Origin of the sequence: Paenarthrobacter sp. 4246 (assembly GCF_040546855.1) — a bacterium.
Taxonomy (GTDB): Bacteria; Actinomycetota; Actinomycetes; order Actinomycetales; family Micrococcaceae; genus Arthrobacter.
Genome location: NZ_JBEPOP010000001.1, coordinates 312,189 through 331,024, shown reverse-complemented (window position 1 = coordinate 331,024; position 18,836 = coordinate 312,189). Strand labels below are relative to the sequence as shown.

The 18,836-nt window shown below is 63.7% G+C and carries 17 protein-coding genes; 10 read left to right on the top strand and 7 right to left on the bottom strand.

The features are described from left to right. The first annotated feature begins 211 nt into the window (after positions 1-211). Complete coding sequence (gene menD / locus ABIE35_RS01565; RefSeq protein WP_354512123.1) at positions 212-1,924, top strand: 2-succinyl-5-enolpyruvyl-6-hydroxy-3-cyclohexene-1-carboxylic-acid synthase; 1,713 nt, start codon at positions 212-214, stop codon at positions 1,922-1,924. Positions 1,925-1,981: 57 nt separating this feature from the next. Here menD and ABIE35_RS01560 read toward each other — a convergent pair whose 3' ends face one another. From ABIE35_RS01560 to ABIE35_RS01545, 4 genes are all read right to left on the bottom strand, one after another. After that, positions 1,982-2,776: an amino acid ABC transporter ATP-binding protein gene (locus ABIE35_RS01560; RefSeq protein ID WP_207594361.1), complete on the bottom strand. Its 795-nt coding sequence runs from the start codon at positions 2,774-2,776 to the stop codon at positions 1,982-1,984. A gap of 11 nt (positions 2,777-2,787) precedes the next feature. Next, positions 2,788-3,579: an amino acid ABC transporter permease gene (locus ABIE35_RS01555; RefSeq protein ID WP_354512122.1), complete on the bottom strand. Its 792-nt coding sequence runs from the start codon at positions 3,577-3,579 to the stop codon at positions 2,788-2,790. Positions 3,580-3,673: 94 nt separating this feature from the next. Then, positions 3,674-4,471 carry an ABC transporter substrate-binding protein gene (locus ABIE35_RS01550; protein ID WP_089595936.1) on the bottom strand — a complete coding sequence of 266 codons (798 nt, stop codon included), beginning with the start codon at positions 4,469-4,471 and terminating at the stop codon, positions 3,674-3,676. 158 nt (positions 4,472-4,629) lie between these two features. Beyond that, positions 4,630-5,985 carry an isochorismate synthase gene (locus ABIE35_RS01545; protein ID WP_354512121.1) on the bottom strand — a complete coding sequence of 452 codons (1,356 nt, stop codon included), beginning with the start codon at positions 5,983-5,985 and terminating at the stop codon, positions 4,630-4,632. 91 nt (positions 5,986-6,076) lie between these two features. Between ABIE35_RS01545 and ABIE35_RS01540 the strand changes: the two genes are divergently transcribed. Genes ABIE35_RS01540 through ABIE35_RS01530 form a run of 3 tightly spaced genes read left to right on the top strand, consistent with a single transcriptional unit; the run spans position 6,077 to position 9,324 of the window. After that, positions 6,077-6,838, top strand: coding sequence for a demethylmenaquinone methyltransferase (locus tag ABIE35_RS01540; RefSeq protein WP_089595934.1), 762 nt, complete (start codon positions 6,077-6,079; stop codon positions 6,836-6,838). A 29-nt stretch (positions 6,839-6,867) separates the two neighbouring features. Continuing rightward, positions 6,868-8,211: a geranylgeranyl reductase family protein gene (locus ABIE35_RS01535; RefSeq protein ID WP_354512120.1), complete on the top strand. Its 1,344-nt coding sequence runs from the start codon at positions 6,868-6,870 to the stop codon at positions 8,209-8,211. Positions 8,212-8,220: 9 nt separating this feature from the next. Next, complete coding sequence (locus tag ABIE35_RS01530; RefSeq protein ID WP_354512119.1) at positions 8,221-9,324, top strand: polyprenyl synthetase family protein; 1,104 nt, start codon at positions 8,221-8,223, stop codon at positions 9,322-9,324. 118 nt (positions 9,325-9,442) lie between these two features. On the opposite strand, the gene ABIE35_RS01525 is transcribed toward ABIE35_RS01530, so the two are convergent. The 3 genes from ABIE35_RS01525 to ABIE35_RS01515 all read right to left on the bottom strand — a co-directional run bounded on the left by ABIE35_RS01525 (position 9,443) and on the right by ABIE35_RS01515 (position 11,810). Continuing rightward, entirely contained in the window at positions 9,443-10,312 is an 870-nt protein-coding gene (locus ABIE35_RS01525) for a DUF559 domain-containing protein (protein WP_354512347.1), read from the bottom strand. 387 nt (positions 10,313-10,699) lie between these two features. Beyond that, positions 10,700-11,125, bottom strand: a complete 426-nt coding sequence (locus ABIE35_RS01520) for a hypothetical protein (RefSeq protein WP_354512118.1) — start codon at positions 11,123-11,125, stop codon at positions 10,700-10,702. A gap of 13 nt (positions 11,126-11,138) precedes the next feature. Beyond that, positions 11,139-11,810: a trimeric intracellular cation channel family protein gene (locus ABIE35_RS01515; RefSeq protein ID WP_354512117.1), complete on the bottom strand. Its 672-nt coding sequence runs from the start codon at positions 11,808-11,810 to the stop codon at positions 11,139-11,141. Positions 11,811-11,873: 63 nt separating this feature from the next. On the opposite strand from ABIE35_RS01515, the gene ABIE35_RS01510 reads away from it, so the two are divergent. From ABIE35_RS01510 to mmuM, 6 genes are all read left to right on the top strand, one after another. Beyond that, positions 11,874-12,596, top strand: a complete 723-nt coding sequence (locus ABIE35_RS01510) for a sirohydrochlorin chelatase (protein ID WP_354512116.1) — start codon at positions 11,874-11,876, stop codon at positions 12,594-12,596. A 153-nt stretch (positions 12,597-12,749) separates the two neighbouring features. Further along, positions 12,750-14,492, top strand: coding sequence for a nitrite/sulfite reductase (locus tag ABIE35_RS01505; protein WP_207594353.1), 1,743 nt, complete (start codon positions 12,750-12,752; stop codon positions 14,490-14,492). After that, positions 14,489-15,241 (top strand): phosphoadenylyl-sulfate reductase, encoded by a 753-nt coding sequence (locus ABIE35_RS01500; RefSeq protein ID WP_354512115.1) that lies wholly within the window; start codon positions 14,489-14,491, stop codon positions 15,239-15,241. Before ABIE35_RS01505 ends, ABIE35_RS01500 begins: the two co-directional genes overlap by 4 nt. Further along, positions 15,238-16,290, top strand: coding sequence for a sulfate adenylyltransferase subunit CysD (gene cysD / locus ABIE35_RS01495; RefSeq protein WP_354512114.1), 1,053 nt, complete (start codon positions 15,238-15,240; stop codon positions 16,288-16,290). Before ABIE35_RS01500 ends, cysD begins: the two co-directional genes overlap by 4 nt. Continuing rightward, a complete protein-coding gene (locus ABIE35_RS01490; protein ID WP_354512113.1) occupies positions 16,291-17,694 on the top strand; it encodes a sulfate adenylyltransferase subunit 1 in 1,404 nt (467 codons plus the stop codon). Between the two features lie 99 nt (positions 17,695-17,793). After that, positions 17,794-18,747: a homocysteine S-methyltransferase gene (gene mmuM, locus ABIE35_RS01485; protein WP_354512112.1), complete on the top strand. Its 954-nt coding sequence runs from the start codon at positions 17,794-17,796 to the stop codon at positions 18,745-18,747. The last annotated feature ends 89 nt before the right edge of the window (positions 18,748-18,836 follow it).

Sequence of the window (18,836 nt, the reverse complement as noted above, 5' to 3'; positions counted from 1 at the left end):
ACCTCCCGCGTGTTTGAGCCGGACGCTCTATCACCTCCCGCGTTCCTGGCGGCTTGCGCCACAACTGGTAGCGCCCGAGGTGCGGAACAACGGCGACACCCTAGTTAGAGAGGGATGTCCGATGTGGGCCGGGATGTGAGAGAGGGATGTCCGATGTGGGCCGGGATGTGAGAGAACATTGAGGGCTCGCCTGCGCCAATAGACTGGGACGGTGACTTCCCAGGACTCTCTGACATCCATTGGTGCCGCCCGGATCGCCGTTACGGCACTGCTCGACGGCGGTGTGCGGCACGTGGTGGTGGCGCCGGGTTCGCGCTCCGCACCCATGGCCTACGCCCTCGCTGAAGCAGAAGCTTCGGGCCGCGTCCGGCTGCACGTGCGCATCGATGAACGCGACGCCGGATTCACCGCGCTCGGCCTGGCACTTTCCACCGAGGCCCCTGTTGCCGTGGTGACCACATCCGGCACGGCTGTTGGCAACCTCCTGCCGGCCGTCATGGAAGCCAACCATTCGGCCGTTCCCGTGGTGGTTATTTCCGCGGACCGCCCGGAAGAACTCCACGGAACCGGGGCGAACCAGACCACCACCCAACTGGACCTCTTCGGCGATCACGTGAGATTCGCCGTCGACGTTGCCGCGGGCGACCATCCCCAAAAAGCTGTTGCCACGGCGCTGTACGCAGCGACCGGTGCCCTCGAGGACACCCCGCCAGGCCCTGTCCAAGTGAATCTTGCCTTTCGTGACCCCTTGGTGCCAGCCGACGGCGACGCGCTCCCGACCGCTGAGGGACATGGCGTATTTCATTACGACGCCGGCCCTCAGGCACTGGTTCTCCCGGAAGCATCCAGGGAACTCCCCGAGCGACGCACCGTGGTCCTCGCAGGCCACGATGCTGGCCCTGTGGCCGAGGCCTTCGCCCGTGCCCATGGCTTGCCCCTGCTCGCTGAGCCGTCGTCCAATGCACGCTTCGGCCCGAACGCAGTGGGACCGTACCGCGTGTTGCTGGAGCACTTCGGGCCCCAATCACCATCTCCGATCGAACGCGTAGTCTTGTTTGGCCGCGCCACTCTGTCCCGTCCCGTGGCCGCCTTGCTGGCACGCGAATCAGTAGAGACAGCCATCTACCAACCCGTTCCTGTTGCTTGGTACCAGGCTGGCCGTCGCCGCGAAGTGCCCATCGAAACCCTTCCCGAGCTTGCAGAATTCGCCGGCCGCGGGTCCGCCGAATGGTTGGACTCCTGGCTCCTCGCCGGCGCCGCTGCGCAACACGGCTTGGATGGAGTGCTCGCGGGGGAGACCCTTGCCAGTGGCCCGTCCGTCGGGGCCGCCGTGTGGGAGCATTCCCGCGGACAGCTGGTGCTAGGGTCCTCCAACGGCATCCGCGACGTCGACCTCGCCGGACAGCCCCACACCGGACCGATTGCCAGTGTTTACGCCAACCGTGGCCTCGCCGGCATCGACGGCACCATCGCCACAGCCACAGGTATTGCCTTGGGCAGCGGACGCGAAACGACGGTCCTCCTGGGCGATGTCACCTTCCTCCACGACGCCGGGGGACTGCTCCTCGGCCACGGCGAACCCGTGCCGGACCTCCGCATCGTGGTGCTCAACGACGCCGGCGGTGCCATCTTCAGCCTCCTCGAGCACGGGGCCGTTGAGGACTCAGGCGCCTACGGCACCGCCGTCGAACGCCTCTTTGGTACCCCGCATTCAGTGGACATCGCGGCACTCGCGGCGGCGTACGGCGTCGGACATCAAGCGGTAAGTACGACGGCGGAACTTGCCTCGGCGCTCAAGGCGCCGCTCAAGGGGCGCACCATTGTGGAGGTGCGCGTAAACCGGACAGGCCTGCGGGATCTCCATGCCCGGATAAAGGCGGCCATTTCGGCTGCAGTGGGCCAGGTCCTGACAGCGAGGGGTTAGCTCTCGGGGCTTTGGGGGCTTCCAAAGCGCCGAGAGCTAACCCCTCGCGGCAGAAAGTTAGGCTTCTTCGACTCCGATGTGCGTCGGATCCAGGACGCGGCGCAGGAATTCCTTGGTGCGGGGCTGGGTGGGGGCGCTGATGACGTTTTCCGCCGGCCCTTCTTCGACCACAACACCGGCATCCATGAAGACCACGCGGTCGGCAACTTCCCGGGCGAAGCCCATCTCGTGGGTAACCACCAGCATGGTCATGCCTTCCTGGGCCAGCTTGCGCATGACGGCCAGGACATCGCCCACGGTTTCGGGGTCGAGGGCAGAGGTGGGCTCATCGAAAAGCATGAGCTGCGGGTCCATGGACAGGGCACGTGCGATCGCCACGCGCTGCTGCTGGCCACCGGAGAGCTGGTCCGGGAAGCGGTCGGCGAGGTGTCCCAAGCCAACGCGCTCCAGGTTGTGGCGCGCTACGTCCGAGGCCTCGGACTTGGAACGCTTGAGGACCTTGGTTTGCGAGATGGTGCAGTTGTCCAGGACGCTGAGATGCGGGAACAGGTTGAAGTGCTGGAACACCATTCCAACGCTTTGGCGCATCTTGTTGAGGTCTACGTCGGGGTCGGTGGCCTCGAACTTGCCCACGTTGATGGTGCCGGCGTTGGGTTGCTCGAGCAGGTTAACGCAGCGAAGGAGGGTGGACTTGCCGGAGCCCGAGGGCCCGATCAAGCAAACTACCTGACCAGGTTCAACGGTCAGGGAGATCCCTTTGAGGACCTCGTTGCTGCCGTAGGACTTGCGAAGGTCTTTGATGTCGACGCCCGCAGCGCGAACGCCGGACGTGCTCCCAGTGGAGTTATTCATGACTGTCCTGCCTATCGCTTCGTCCGCGCGGAGCGGCTTTCGAACTTCCGTGCCAGGAGGCTCAAGGGGATGGTGATGACCAAGTAGAAGGCGCCGGCCACGAGCAGCGGCGTCAGGCCGGCTCCGAGGCTGGAGATGCCGTCGCGCCCGAACTTGGTGAGCTCGTACTGGGACGCTGTGAGACCCAGGACGTAGATCAGCGAGGAGTCCTTGGTGAGAAGGATAATCTCGTTGGTGAGCGGCGGCAGGACGATCTTGAAAGCCTGCGGGATGACGATCGAAACCATGGCGCGCCACTGCGGCATGCCCAGGGAACGGGCTGCTTCCATTTGACCCTTGGGGACCGCCTGGAGGCCTGCGCGGAGGGTTTCAGCGATGTACGCCGCTGCCACCATACCCAAGGACACCATCACGATGATGTTCACGTCCCATTGGATTCCGAAGGCCAGTGGAACGCCGTAGCCGAAGGCGATGAAGACCAGCAGTGCGGGAACACCCCGGAAGAACTCGATATATCCCGTTGCGAGCCAGCGGTACAGCGGGAAGGACGAGAGCTTCATCAGGGCCAGCAGAAGGCCGCCGGACAAGCCCACCACGAATCCGAGGAACGTGTAGATGAGGGTGTTCTTGAGGCCTACAAGGAAGATGTCCGGGAACATCGGGCCGATCTTGGCGAAGTTGAAGACGCTGTTGCCAACCGTCTTCCAGTCCACGGCAAGGATGATTGCGGCCACGGCCACAACGAAGATCCCGGCCTGGACGTACAGACTGACTTTGGCTCGTTGACGTGCAGTCATTGCCATGGTGTTCTCACATTCATGTTGCGCAGGTGGGGCCCCGAAACAACGTGTCGTTTCGGGGCCCGCCTGCGTGGATCTGGGGGAGCCGGGGCTCGGACTACTTGGTGGCTTCGCCGAACCAGGTGGTCTCGAACTTCTTGAGGGAGCCGTCGTCGGTGATGCGCTTCAGCGTGGCGTTCACGGCGTCCGTCATGGCGGTGTTGCCCTTCTTGATGGAGATGCCCAGCTTCTCGCCCGTTGCGTAGTCTTCAACGCGCTTGAGGTTGGAGTCGTCCTTGATGGCGTAGCCCAGGACGGACTGGTTGCCGATTGCGGCGTCGATGGTGCCGGCCTTGAGGGCCTGGACCAGGAGGCCGGAGTCTTCGAACTGCTGTGCGTCGATTCCCTTGTCCTTGGCGTACTGGGCGCCGGTGGTGGCCTGCTGGACGCCCACCTTCTTGCCCTTGGCGCCGTCGATGTTGCTGATGCCGGAGGACGAGGTGGCCACGAGGGTCAGGTCGTCATCCAGGTAAGGGGTGGAGAAGTCCATGACGCTCTTGCGGACGTCGGTGATGGAGATCGAGGAGATGGAGACGTCGCAACCGGTCAGTGCGGTGCCGGTCTCGATTGCTTCGAAGGAGCTGTCCACCACGTTGAGTTCGGCCTTGACGTCCTTGGCGAGCTCGGCGGCGATGTCCATGTCGAAGCCGACGATCTTGCCGTCCTTCTGGAACTCGAAGGGCTCGTAGGGAACGTCCGAGCACACCGTGAGCTTGCCGGCGTTGATGAGCTTGAGGCCGGAGGCGTCCGTGGCAGCCGGGGTGGACGAGCCACCGCAGGCGGTGAGGGCCAGTGCGCCGGCTGCGAGCACAGCGGCAATCTTGGTGCCGGACAGAACCGAACGGGAGATCTGCATGTTGTTTACCTTTTGTTGCGGTGGATGCTGAACTGAGTCGGTTTTAGTGTAGCGCCGAACGTGAGATGTGCATCACAGGAAACGAAGTTTCACTATTGGATAACAAGTTTACGCGCTTATCAACCACGCCCGAGGGGGTTCAGTCTGGAATCCCAGATTCAGCGGCGGATCCCCAGCGCCTCAAGCATCGGCCGGAATTTCGCCCACGTTTCCGCCAGTTCGGCCTCCGGTTGCGAGCCCTCGACGATGCCGCACCCCGCGTACAGCCGCACCGTGTTGGCGTCCTCGATCACCGCGCCGCGAAGCGCGATACCCCATTCGCCATTGCCGGCGGCGTCGAGCCAACCGACCGGTCCGGCGTACGGGCCCCGGTCCAGATGTTCAAGTTTGCGAATCAACGCCCCGGCAACCAGGGTCGGGGTTCCGCACACTGCCGCGGTGGGGTGCAGTGCGTTGATCAGGGCCAAACACGTGGGCACGTGCCCCTCGATGTCCGCCAACTCTGCCTTAACGTCGGAGGCCAGGTGCCACACGTTGGGCAGTTCAAGGATGAAAGGTTCGCTGTGCGAGTTCATCGCTTCCGAGAAGGGGGCCAGCTGACGCGTCAGGGAATCGATCGCAATCTCGTGCTCATGCCGTTGCTTCTCGGACCCAGCCAGAACGCGCTCCGCATATTCCATGGGCGAGCCGTCCATACCGTCGGCATCACGTCGATCCAGGGTTCCTGCCAGCACACGGGCCTGCGCGGTGCGCCCCTCCACCTGAATCAGCATCTCGGGCGTTGCGCCCACCAATCCGTCCACGCCGTACGTCCAGCATTCGCGGTACCTTGCGGCGAGCTGGCGAAGTACCTCCGCAGCGTTGACGCCCTCCGGAAGGTTCGCGACGACGTCGCGCGCCAACACCAGCTTCTCCAGCTTCCCGGCCCGGATCTCCTCCACGCCGTTGGACACTGCCTGCATCCACGCGGCCTCGCTGAGGGAACCAGGGCTAAGGTGACCGGCGGAACCGTCGGCGGCAATCACCTCAGCTGAGGGCACGACGTCGGACCCGCCTGCCGATGAATCCTCACCGTTCGGTTCCGGTTCAGTCAGCCAGCGGTGCACGGAGGCGAGGACGCCCGCTTCGGTGAGGGGGGCGTCGTCGAACGTTAATTGGGTTGCCCAGGCACGACCATCGCGGATCCCCACCACCAGCTCCGGGAGGATCAAACGGGACACGTGCGGGGAGGTTTTGGAGAAGGCGAACGAGCCGAAAGCCACCGGGCCTGTGCCGGGAAGCTCCACATGATCAGTGATTTCGGCCTCAAGAATGAGGTGCCGCCACCAGATATCGGCCTCAAGGAAACGCTCGGGCCCGGTGGCATTGAAGCGGGTCAGCTCGCCGTAACCCACCAGTCCAGCCTCGCGGCGGGACCAGCAAAGAACGTCGTCCCGCACCAGAAACGACGGCAGCCCCCCGGAGGATGATTCAACATCGAGGGGGACTGTCAAGGTGCGGAGCGTGCTCGTCATGATGGAACAACAGTACTCCCGAGGACAACCAGAATCTGAGCCGACTTCTACAGCGCAGCAAAGTCGGCTGAATGTCTGAGACAATTACAGGGTGAACCGAGCATCCTTGGAAAAGCGTCCGGACGAAGTTGCGACGATGTTTGATGATGTCGCCCCAAAATACGACGTCGTCAATGATGTCCTGTCCATGGGGCAGACACGGCGTTGGCGCCGGATCGTGGTTGATGCTGTGGATGTGAAGGTTGGCCAGAAGGTCCTGGACCTCGCTGCCGGCACCGGAACCTCCAGCGAACCCTATGCTGACGCCGGCGTGGACGTTGTGGCCTGCGACTTCTCCTTGGGCATGCTGAAAGTGGGCAAGCGCCGCCGCCCGGACATTGACTTCATCGCCGGTGACGCCACCAACCTGCCGTTCGCGGACAACAGCTTCGACGCTTCCACCATCTCCTTCGGCCTGCGTAACGTCGTGGAACCCCGCAAGGCCCTGGAGGAGATGCTGCGCGTCACCAAGCCGGGCGGCCGCCTGGTCATTGCCGAGTTCTCGCACCCCGTAGTGCCGCTGTGGCGCAACCTCTACACCGAGTACCTCATGCGTGCTCTCCCGGCCATCGCTACCAAGGTGTCCTCCAACCCGGACGCCTACGTGTATCTTGCCGAGTCCATCCGCGCCTGGCCGGACCAGGACCACCTGGCGCAGTGGCTCAGCGATGCCGGCTGGACCGACATTACTTACCGCAACCTCAGCGGCGGCATCGTCGCCGTCCACCGTGCACAGAAGCCCGCCGAGCACCGCGAAAGTGTTCCCGTGGCTAAGCTTCGCCGCCAGATCAAACCGCGCCAACAGGCCGGCTGACCCCGTACCGCCTGCTGATTTAGGACGACGTGAAAGTACTGATTGTTGGCGCGGGCCCGGCCGGGTCCACCGCCGCGTATTACCTCGCCCAGGCGGGCATCGACGTCACGGTGCTGGAAAAGACCTCTTTCCCGCGTGAGAAAGTGTGCGGCGACGGCCTCACCCCGCGCGCCGTCCGCGAGATCCAGAAGCTTGGGCTGTCACATGCTGTGGAGGACGGGTGGCGCCGGAACAAGGGCCTCCGCCTCATCTCCGACGGTCGCACCATTGAACTGCCCTGGCCCGAGGTTTCTGACTTTCCCACGTATGGCCTGATCCGCACGCGCCTTGGCTTCGACGAATCGTTGGCCCGGCACGCCGAGGCCGCTGGCGCCGTCGTTCTTGAACGCCACAGCGTCACCTCCGCTTTGACCGCCGACGACGGTCGCGTCATCGGCGCACGTGCGTCGATCCTGGACGAGTCCGGACGCAAGACGGGCGAAACGCGGGACTTCCAAGCCGACGTCGTACTCGCTGCGGATGGCAACTCGACACGAACCGCCGTGTCGCTGGGGATGCATAAGCGCGACGACCGTCCTCTGGGCGTCGCTGTGCGAACCTACTTCACGTCGCCGCGCCATGACGACGACTGGATGGAAGGCTGGCTGGAACTTCCCGGCAAATCCGGCAAGCCGCTGCCCGGTTACGGCTGGGTGTTTGGTGTTGGCGACGGCACCTCCAACGTAGGCCTGGGCATCCTGAACTCCTCCAAGGAATTCGGCAAGCTCGACTACAAGCAGGTCCTGCGCGAATGGACAGCCGGGATGCCGTCGGACTGGGGCTTCACGCCGGAAAACCAGGTAGGGGAGATCCGCGGCGCCGCGCTGCCCATGGGCTTCAACCGCACGCCGCACTACTCACCCGGGCTGCTCTTGCTGGGCGATGCCGGTGGCATGGTGTCCCCGTTCAACGGTGAAGGCATCTCCTACGCCATGGAGTCCGCGCGGTTCGCGGCAGAGTTCCTGATCGACGGTGCCGCGCGTTCGGCTTCTGCCGGTTGGTCAACGCACGACGCCGACGCGCACCTCTCGCGGTACGCGGACTATGTGCGGGACCAGTGGGGATCGCACTTCACACTGGGACGCGCCTTCGCATTCCTGATCGGCAAGCCTGCCGTGATGAAGCTAGCCCTGCGGACCGGGATGCCGATTCCTGTGCTGATGCGCTTTGTGGTCCGCATGCTCGCCAACCTCACCGACCCCGCCGCGAAGGGCTTCGAAGACCGTGTGATCCGGGTCCTCGAGATGCTGGTGCCGGCCACGTCCAACACTTCCTCTGCCCGCGCCCTGACGCCGGCAGGCACCGACTCCGCGGTTTCCGCAACAACTAGTTAGGGTTATTCCGTGACGAACTCTGCCGAACACAGCTGGACGCATGCCGGACACGGCTTGCCACAGACTGTTGAGCCTGCTCCCAACACCACTGCGATCGCAACGGGACTCCAGCTTCCCGCCGGATTCGCGGCAATAGCCGGCGACGCCGAACTCGGTCCTGCCATCACCACCAACCTTGCCCGGGTGGAAAAGAAACTCCGCGAAGCCATCTCCAACTCGGACCCCCTGGCTGATGCAACGTCGCGTCACCTGGTGGAAGCCGGTGGCAAACGCATCCGCCCACTGCTTACCCTGCTGTGCGCCCACCTTGGCGATGCTTCACGTCCCGAGGTTGTCCAGGCTGCAGTAGTTGTGGAGCTCACCCACCTCGCAACGCTCTACCACGATGACGTGATGGACTCCGCTCCCTTCCGCCGCGGTGCTCCTACGGCCCATGAAGTCTGGGGCAACTCGGTGGCCATCCTCACCGGTGACCTCATCTTCGCCCGCGCTTCCATCCTGGTGTCCGAGCTCGGCTCCCGCGCCCTGGGCATCCAGGCCCGAACCTTCGAACGCCTGTGCCTCGGCCAGCTCCACGAAACCGTAGGACCGCGCGAAGACGAGGATCCCGTGGAGCACTACCTGTCCGTCATCGCGGACAAGACCGGCTCCTTGGTAGCCGCCTCCGGGCAGCTCGGCGCGATCTTTGCGGGTGCCGATGAGGCCTACGAGGACCTGCTGGTGGAGTACGGCGAGAAGGTGGGCGTTGCCTTCCAGCTTGCCGACGACGTCATCGATGTCACCGGTGTGAAGGTCAAGTCCGGCAAGTCCCCGGGCACCGACCTCCGCGAAGGTGTGCCGACTTTGCCTGTGTTGCTGCTCCGCCGAGACGCCGCCGCAGGGGATGCCTCCGCCACAGCTCTCCTGGAATTGATCGACGGCGACCTCTCCTCCGACGCCGCCCTGGCTGAGGCAGTGGCAGGCTTGCGTGAGCACCCGGTCACCAACGAGTCCTGGAAGATCGCCCGCCAGTGGTCCGCCGAGGCCGTCGCAGCCCTGGCACCGTTGCCCGAGGGAGTGGTGAAGGCCTCGCTGACCAACTTCGCGCATGCTGTGGTGGACCGCAGCAGCTAGTTTTGCGTTGGTTCCTGACCTTGTTTGAGCACACGACGGCCGCTATGCACCCTCATTGGGTTGCATAGCGGCTGTTGTGGTCCCAAAGAGGGTCAGGACGCCACACTTTCCGCTCACATCACGACGCCGGTATCCACTTTGGCGTCCAGCGTGACGGTCCGAAACGCCCGGCTTCCCTGTTGTTCAGGACTTCAAGCACCTCAGCCACCATCTTTTCCGGATGGTGAACGACATCGGAGTAGTAATAGCGAAGGACAAGGAAGCCGCCTCGCATGCTCGCATTGTTCCGGTACTGGTCCTTCTTCACCTGCCTGCCTTCCAAGTGAGTGCCGCCGTCGAGTTCGATGACCAGGGAACCGTTGATAAGGCAGTCGACTTCGCCGACGCCGGGCAACTGAACATGCATGCGGACCAGGAGACCGGCCCGCCGAAAGTGGGTGTGCGCCAAGACTTCCAGTAAGGAGTCAGCCCGAGGCAAGACCAGATCGAGTATCTGCCGGGCCCGTCCATTCCGGTTCCCGGGAAGTCTTGACCTGAGAAAGTCAGGGCCCAGCAGGGCCTGACTTACGGCACTCTGAACCAAGACCAGTGACTCGAGCTCAGGCCGGCACCTCAAAGCATGCAGCAGCACATCGGCCACACCAGCAACCGGAAGATAAGGGTGCCGGGGATGGGCGCAGGAGGCGTGATCAATGATTGCCGGAGCGGGAACACCGTTGCCGCAGCTGAGATGGAGGTCTTGCGGCTTATGCAGCAGCCACAGTCCGTAGAACCTCGCTGCCGAGATGCACGTCAGTCTGGCATTCAGTCGAAAGGCTGCAACGACGTCCGGGTCTGCCCCCTTGGCAGCGTAGACGCCGCGTTTCAACCTGGTGGCCAGCCCGGACTCGATCGCGGCAGCCAGCTTACGCTCAGTGAATCCAGCTCGTTGCAGGTCGAGTGTGCGGGCGACTCCGTGTCGGAGACGGAGGAATTCGACGAGGTCCATCTGGCCATGGTTGCCGTGCATGCCGGGGTCCGGGATAGGCATTTCGTCGTTATGTGGATAACTCAACGTTGCTGTAAATCGATCACGGGATGCGAAAAAATACATTGACCTGGAAAGTTGCATATGTGACAGAGTTGTCATAAGCTATTCACAGATCCACTAAATGCCTCCGGTGGGTCTGATGCGAACGGAGATTGTGGTCCCGGTTCGGTGCAGCGTATGACTCGTAACGTTGCAACGAACCGGGGCCATTCCTTTTTGACCTCAAACTCCGTGGCGTCCTGACCTTCTTTGAACACAGAACAGCCCCTATGCAACCAATAGAGGGTACATAGGGGCTGAAAGTCGTTCTAACAGGGTGAGGAAGCCACGGAGGCCCCAGGGGAATTAGTCTTCGTCGTCGTTGAAGGCCCACTCGAACATGTCGAACACGAACTCGGAGAACGTGCCTTCCTCGCTCTTCCACTGGCCGCGGGCGTTGTTGCGTCGCCAGACAATCGGGTCCGGGATGCCGAGATCGGCGGTGCGGAAGCCCCAGGTGAACTGCTCTTCCTCGTCCTCAAGGAACATGAGGAAGCCTTCGTCGTCCACCTCGAGTTCCTCAGGATCCCAGAAGTAGTGGTAGGCCTCCATGAGGTCCTCGCAGCCACCGATTGCGAGGTAGAACTCGCGCAGGACCAGAGGGATGGTGAAGGAGTGATCGGAGAGGGCGTCGTCCAGTTCGTCGGGCGTGAGGCCGTCTTCTTCCTGCCATTCATCCTCGAGATACTTTGGGACCAGCGCGCGGAACTTCTCGAGGAACATGTCAGTCATGCTCTTATCCTAGCTAATCCCGGGCACCCGAAATTGCGCCCGGGCCTGCGCCGGGGCGGTGCCAGCCACGAACGGCCAGGGGTACGTGCCAGCTGCGTCGCCAGGCCGTCACGCGGAAGGCGAAAACAACCGCTGCCACAACGCACGCATGGAGCCCCGTGAACGTACCCAGATGCCAGAGGAGGGTGGTGAGGCCTGCCCCCACAAACGCCGGGAGCGCATAGAGATCGCGGGCGTTAAACAGCGTAGGAATTTCGTTCGCTGTAATGTCGCGCAGCAGGCCTCCGCCCACCGCGGTGGTGACACCGAGCAGGATCGCGGCCACGGGGTTCATTCCGGCAGTCAGGGCCTTCAGTGTTCCGGTGATGCAGAACAGAGCCAGCCCACCGGCGTCGAACAGTGTTAACAGGGACGTGAAGCGCTGGACCGAGGAGAACAGGAAGTAGACCAGCATCGCAGCGAGCAGCGGGGGAGCCAGATAGGCCGGATTAGTGAAGGCAATCGGGGGACCGGTGTTGATGACGATGTCGCGGATCACGCCGCCGCCAAGGGCAACAATGGAGCCGAGGAGCACGGAGCCAACGATGTCGAACTGTTTGCGGGCAGCCAGCAGGGATCCCGAGACCGCGAAGAAGAACACGCCAACCAGGTCAAGCCAAAGGAGGACGATGTCGATGGAAATCAAGTGGACGGGTTCTTTCTGGATGCGACTCTCAATAGATGCTGGCTCAACGTTACGCTAGCTCCCATGAACAGCCCCGTTTTGATCGCCTGCGCCCACGGAACCCGGAACGCCGAAGGGCAGGCTGCCATCCGTCAGGTCATGGCAGAAATTGAAGCCCTCCGTCCCGGGTTGCGCGTGGTTGAGGCGTACGTCGACGTCCAGGAACCCGAGCTGGGCGGTGTGGTGGAGGGCCTGCCCGAGGGGACTGCCGCCGTCGTCGTCCCGCTTTTGCTGTCCACCGGCTTCCACATCAAGGTGGACGTGCCCAAGGCCATCAAGACCCGCCCCGAGGTAGTGGCCGCCAGGCCGTTGGGTCCGGACCCGCGGCTCGCTGAGTTGTTGGCCACGCACTTGCGCGCGGCGGGGCTGCAGGAGCACGACGGCGTCCTGCTGGCTGCCGCGGGATCGTCCCTTCCGGACGGCTCGGTTGATTCGGAAGAGCAGGCGAGACTGCTCGCAGAGCTGCTGCCGAACAAGGTGCGGGTGGCCTATGGTGCCAGCGCCCAGCCAACAGTGCCCGACGGCGTCGCCTCCTTGCGTGCCGAACTCGCTGCCGAACTCGCCTCCGAACCGAGCGGACCAGCAGGCAGGGTTTTCATTGCCTCGTACCTGCTGGCGACAGGCTATTTCCACGATCAGTTGGCGAAGGCCGGCGCGGACGTTGTCGCGGCTCCGTTGCTGCCGTCAAAGGTGCTCGCGGAGATCGCGCTGGAACGGTACGACGCAGTGTTGGAAAGGCTCTCCTAACCTTTATTCACGCGGAAAAGGGGCCAAATTGACCTGCACAAAACAGGCCCTTCGGACAAGGCCGCTGGCGTTTTCGTGACGAAATGTTTCCCTAGGTGACTTAGCATTTCCGGACCTTTGCTGGCGAAATCTGGCCACACCTACAGTCGATGTATGACAGATACAGCTGTAGCCGGTGCGTCCTCGGACACCGCAGTTCCCTCGCGTCCGGCGCGCACCCGCCCTGCCGCCAAGCCCCACGGCCAGTGGAAGGTTGACGGCACCGCGCCACTGAACGCCAATGAAACCTGGAAGCAGGAAGACAACGGACTGAACGTCCGTGAGCGCATCGAGTCTGTCTACTCCAAAGAGGGCTTCGATTCGATCGACGGAACGGACCTTCACGGCCGCTTCCGTTGGTGGGGCCTCTACACCCAGCGCAAGCCCGGGATCGACGGCGGCAAGACGGCAACGCTTGAGCCGCACGAGCTCGAAGACAAGTACTTCATGCTCCGCGTGCGCATCGACGGCGGTGCGCTGACCACCGAACAGCTGCGCGTCATCGGCCAGATTTCCGTGGACTTCGCCCGCGGCTCTGCCGACCTGACGGACCGCCAGAACATCCAGCTGCACTGGATCCGCGTTGAAGACGTGCCGGAGATCTGGCGCCGCCTCGAGGGCATCGGGCTGTCCACCACCGAGGCTTGCGGCGACGTTCCCCGCGTTATTCTTGGTTCCCCGGTTGCGGGCATCGCCAAAGACGAGATCATCGACCCCACACCGCTGATCCACGAGCTCGCCGAACGCTTCATCGGCGACCCCGAGCTGGCCAACCTGCCGCGCAAATACAAGACCGCCATCACGGGCCACCCGTCCCAGGACGTGGTGCACGAGATCAACGACTTCGCTTTGGTGGGAGTTGTCCACCCCGAACTCGGCGCCGGCTACGACCTCTGGGTTGGCGGAGGCCTCTCCACCAACCCCCGCCTGGCCGAACGCCTCGGTGTGTTCGTCTCGGCCGACGTCGCCGCTGAAGTGTGGCTGGGCGTCACCAGCATCTTCCGCGACTACGGCTACCGCCGCATGCGCACCAAGGCCCGCCTGAAGTTCCTCATGAACGACTGGGGCCCGGCTAAGTTCCGCCAGATCCTGGAGGACGAGTACCTTGGCTTCAAGCTCCCGGACGGCCCTGCCGCTCCCAAGCCCACGGCTCCCGGAGACCACATTGGCGTCCACGAGCAGAAGGACGGCAAGTTCTTCATCGGCGTGACCCCGACGGTGGGCCGCACCTCTGGCGAGGCCTTGGTTCAGTTGGCTGACACTCTGGAGAAGCACGGCAGCTACCGCCTGCGCACTACGCCGCACCAGAAGCTTGTCATCCTGGACGTCGCCAAGGAGCAGGTGGAACCCCTGATCGCCGAACTGGACACCCTGGGCCTCTCCGCCCGGCCGTCCGTGTTCCGCCGCGGCACCATTGCCTGCACAGGCATTGAATTCTGCAAGCTGGCCATCGTGGAAACTAAGGTAACGGCCGCTACGGCCATCGCTGAGTTGGAACGCCGCCTGGCCGACCTCGTGGAGACCAAGCAGCTGCCGTCGGCACTGTCCCTCCACATCAATGGCTGCCCCAACTCCTGCGCACGCATCCAGACGGCCGATATCGGCCTGAAGGGCATGATGCTGCCAACGCCCGACGGCGACCCCACCCCGGGTTTCCAGGTCCACCTCGGTGGCGGGTTGGCCAACAATGAGCGCGAGGAAGCCGGTCTGGGACGTACGGTCCGCGGCCTCAAGGTCACCGTGGAAGACTTGCCCGACTACGTGGAGCGTGTGGTCCGTAAGTTCGTCGCCGTTGGCGCCGAGGGCCAGACCTTCGCTGAGTGGGCACACTCCGCCGATGAAGGAGATCTCCAATGACAGATCCCGTCACCATCACCAACCTCGCCGCTGCGGCAGCCCGGCCGGCACTGCGTTCCCATGAAGAGCTCAAGGCACTTGCTGAGGCCGGGGCCGCCGAGCTCGGCTGGAACGCCTCCGCCACCGAAGCCATCGCCTGGGTGGCCCGCAACTTTGAGCTGCCCACCGTCACGGTGGCCTGCTCCATGGCCGACGCCGTCCTTCCGGCTTTGGTCGCGGACCAGCTTCCCGGCGTCGACGTCTTGTTCCTGGAGACCGGCTACCACTTCAAGGAAACGTACGACACCCGTAACGAAGTTGCCGCGAATCTGCGCGTCAACGTGGTGGACGTCCTCCCGGAAACCACCGTGGAACAGCAGGACCGACTGCTCGGCAAGGACCTGTTCGCCCGGGACCCTGCGCAGTGCTGCGCCCTCCGCAAGGTCCAGCCGTTGCGCCGCTCGCTGGCCGGCTACGAAGTGTGGTTCACCGGTGTCCGTCGCGACGAGGGCCCCACACGTACCAACACGCCGGTGGTTACCTGGGATGAAGGCTTCGGCCTGGTCAAAGTGAACCCGATGGTCGACTGGACCTTCGATCAGCTGATCGAGTACTCCGAGGACAACATCCTTCCCGTCAACCCCCTCCTGAGCCAGGGCTACCCGTCCATCGGCTGCCAGCCCTGCACCCGCAAAGTGGCCCCGGGCGAAGACCCCCGCGCCGGCCGCTGGGCTGGATCCGACAAGACAGAATGCGGACTACACACATGAGCACATACACAACCAACGCAACGCCGGATGCCTACGCAGCAGATGCCGCCCCCGCCCCTTCGCTGGACGGCAATGCTGCAAGCAGCATTGCGTCCAGCTACGACAGGCCCGATGCCACTCCCGGGGCGGCATCTGCTGCTTCGGCTCCGAAGTCTGAACGGTTGAGCTCACTGGACACCCTCGAGTCCGAGGCCATCCATATCATCCGTGAAGTTGTTGCCGAGTTTGAGAAGCCTGCGCTGCTGTTCTCCGGCGGCAAGGACTCTGTGGTCATGCTGCACTTGGCCACCAAGGCGTTTTGGCCGGGCAAGGTTCCGTTCCCCGTCCTGCATGTGGACACGGGGCACAACTTCCCGGAGGTCATCGACTTCCGCGACCGTACGGTGGAGCGACTGGGTTTGAAGCTTGTGGTGGGCTCGGTCCAGGAGTTCATAGACCGCGGCGAACTGGCTGAGCGTGCCGATGGCACCCGCAACCCGCTGCAGACCGTTCCGCTGTTGGACGCCATCCAGCGCAACAAGTTCGACGCCGTGTTCGGCGGCGGCCGCCGCGACGAGGACAAGGCCCGCGCCAAGGAGCGCATCCTGAGCCTCCGCGACGAATTCGGCCAGTGGGATCCGCGCAACCAGCGTCCTGAACTGTGGAACCTGTACAACGGCCGCCACACGGTGGGCCAGCACGTCCGTGCGTTCCCCATCAGCAACTGGACTGAGCTGGACATCTGGCGCTACATCGAGCGCGAGAACATCGAGCTCCCTGGCCTGTACTACGCCCACGAGCGCGAAGTTTTCGCCCGCGACGGCATGTGGCGCGCTGTGGGCGAAGTATCCCAGCCGCTGCCCAACGAGGAAGTCGTCACCAAACTGGTGCGCTACCGCACTGTGGGGGACATGTCCTGCACAGGTGCTGTGGAATCCGATGCCCGTACCGTGGCCGACGTCGTTGTTGAAGTCGCTGCCTCCACCCTGACCGAACGTGGCGCCACCCGAGCAGATGACCGCATCTCCGAGGCCGCCATGGAAGACCGCAAGAAGGACGGCTACTTCTAAATGAGCATCGAAACACTGGCTGCGGGTCTGGAAACAGCCCTGCCCACCACCCTCTTCCGTTTCGCTACTGCCGGCTCGGTGGACGACGGCAAGTCCACTCTGGTGGGCCGCCTCCTTCACGATTCCAAGGCGATTCTTGCTGACACGCTCGACGCCGTTGCCCGCACCTCTGCGGACCGCGGCTTCGGCGGCGAGAAGGGCGGGATCGACCTCGCCCTCCTGACTGACGGCCTGCGTGCCGAGCGCGAGCAGGGCATCACCATCGATGTCGCTTATCGCTACTTCGCCACCGACCGCCGCAGCTTCATCCTGGCGGACTGCCCCGGCCACGTTCAGTACACCAAGAACACGGTAACCGGCGCGTCCACTGCGGATGCCGTCGTCGTACTTATCGACGCCCGCAAGGGTGTCCTTGAGCAGACGCGCCGCCATTTGTCCGTGCTGCAGTTGCTGCGCGTTGCCCACGTGATCGTGGCCGTGAACAAGATCGACCTGGTTGATTTCAGCGAGCAGGTTTTCCGCGACATCGAGACCGATGTCCAGAAGGTTGCCCGCGAACTGGGCCTTGGTTCCGATGGAGTGGCGGACCTGCTGGTGGTGCCCGTGTCCGCCCTTGACGGAGACAACGTGGTGGACCGCTCCGAGCGCACCCCTTGGTACGACGGTCCGGCACTGCTGGAGGTCCTCGAAACCCTCCCGGCTGCTGACGAGCTTGAGGCCGAACTGGAGAGCTTCCGCTTCCCGGTCCAGCTGGTGATCCGTCCGCAGGGTGCCTTGGCTCCTGACGCTGTTGCTGCTGGGCTCGATGTGGAGGCGTACCGCGATTACCGTGCCTATGCCGGCCAGATCACCGAGGGCTCCGTAAAAGTCGGGGACGAAGTGAGTGTCATCAGCCCAGGCCACGAGCCGCGCACCACCACGGTGATCGGCATCGACTTCGCCGGCCAGTCGTTGGACGAGGCCGCAGCACCGCAGTCGGTGGCTGTTCGCCTGGCTGACGAGATCGACATCGCCCGTGGCGACACCATCGCAGCTGCAGGTACGGTCCGCGAAAGCACTGCAGACCTGTATGCGTCGTTGGCTTGGCTCTCGCCGAAGCCGCTCCGTGAGGGCCAGAAGGTCCTAGTGAAGCACGGTACGCGCACGGTCCAGGCACTGGTCCGGAACGTCACCGGCAAGCTGGACCTGGCCACGTTCAACGTGGAGCCGGCGACCAACCTGGAGCTTAACGACATTGGACACGCACAGCTCCGGCTCTCTGCTCCGTTGCCGTTGGAGAACTACCTGCACCACCGCCGCACCGGCGCTTTCCTGGTGATCGACCCCATCGACGGCAACACCCTTGCCGCCGGCTTGGTCAAGGACCACCCGGGCGACCACGAAGACGAACGTTACGTCATCTAGGGTCACACGTAGTCACAAAACCGCAGCTTGTTCGCGACTCCTCACGTTGTACGGCGGGAATTTCGGACAAGCTGCGGTTTTCTTTTTGGGGAAGGACCCATGCCACAGAACACCACGCTCAGCACGTACTTGACCTCCGGCAAGGACTTGGTCCTGGACGGTGCCTTGGCCACTGAACTCGAGGCGCATGGCTGCGACCTGGAGGATTCGTTGTGGTCCGCCAAGGTCCTGCTGGAGCAGCCGCACTTGATCAAGCACGTCCACCGCGACTACTTCGACGCCGGCGCCTCCGTGGCCATCACGGCCAGCTACCAGGCCACTCCGCAGGGTTTTGCGCGGCGCGGGTTGTCCGTGGAGGAGTCACTGGAGTTGGTGGCGTTGAGCGTCCGGCTGGCCGACGAAGCCCGCCAGGAAGCCTTGGCGGAGGGTTCTGCGAGCGGCCCTTTGCTGGTGGCCGGATCCGTGGGCCCCTACGGCGCCTACCTTGCCGATGGCTCCGAGTACCGCGGTGACTACACGCTTTCTGCCGCGGAATTCCGGGATTTCCACCGCCCGCGTATTGCGGCGCTGGTGGAAGCCGGTGCTGATTTCCTGGCGTGCGAGACGCTGCCGTCGTTCGCCGAAGCGGAGGCGCTGTTGGCGCTCGTGGCAGAGTTCGACGTCGAATCCTGGTTTACGTTCACGCTGCGGGACAGCGGCCACATCAGTGACGGAACGCCGCTTGGGCAGGTGACTGCGCTGCTCCGCGCGGAACCGCGCGTGGCCGCCGTCGGGGTTAACTGTGTGCCGCTGGAACTGGTGACGGACGCGCTGGGCACTCTGCAAGAGACTTCCGACAAGCCGTTGGTCGCGTACCCGAATTCGGGCGAAACTTACGATGCCGTGACCAAGACGTGGGCTCCCTCGGAGGGCGTTCAGGGCACCGGAACCCTGGCCGGCAACGCCGCTGTTTGGCTGGACCGGGGCGCCCGTCTCATAGGTGGCTGCTGCCGCACAACTCCGCGCGACATTGAAGCACTCGCGGCGAATATGACGCCACGTGAACCTGCGTGAACCTTGATTTCTACGGGATTGAAGCCGAAATATGACAGTCCTTACTGTGAAGGCATGACCTCTCCGGAATGGTCCTTGCTTGCCCTCGA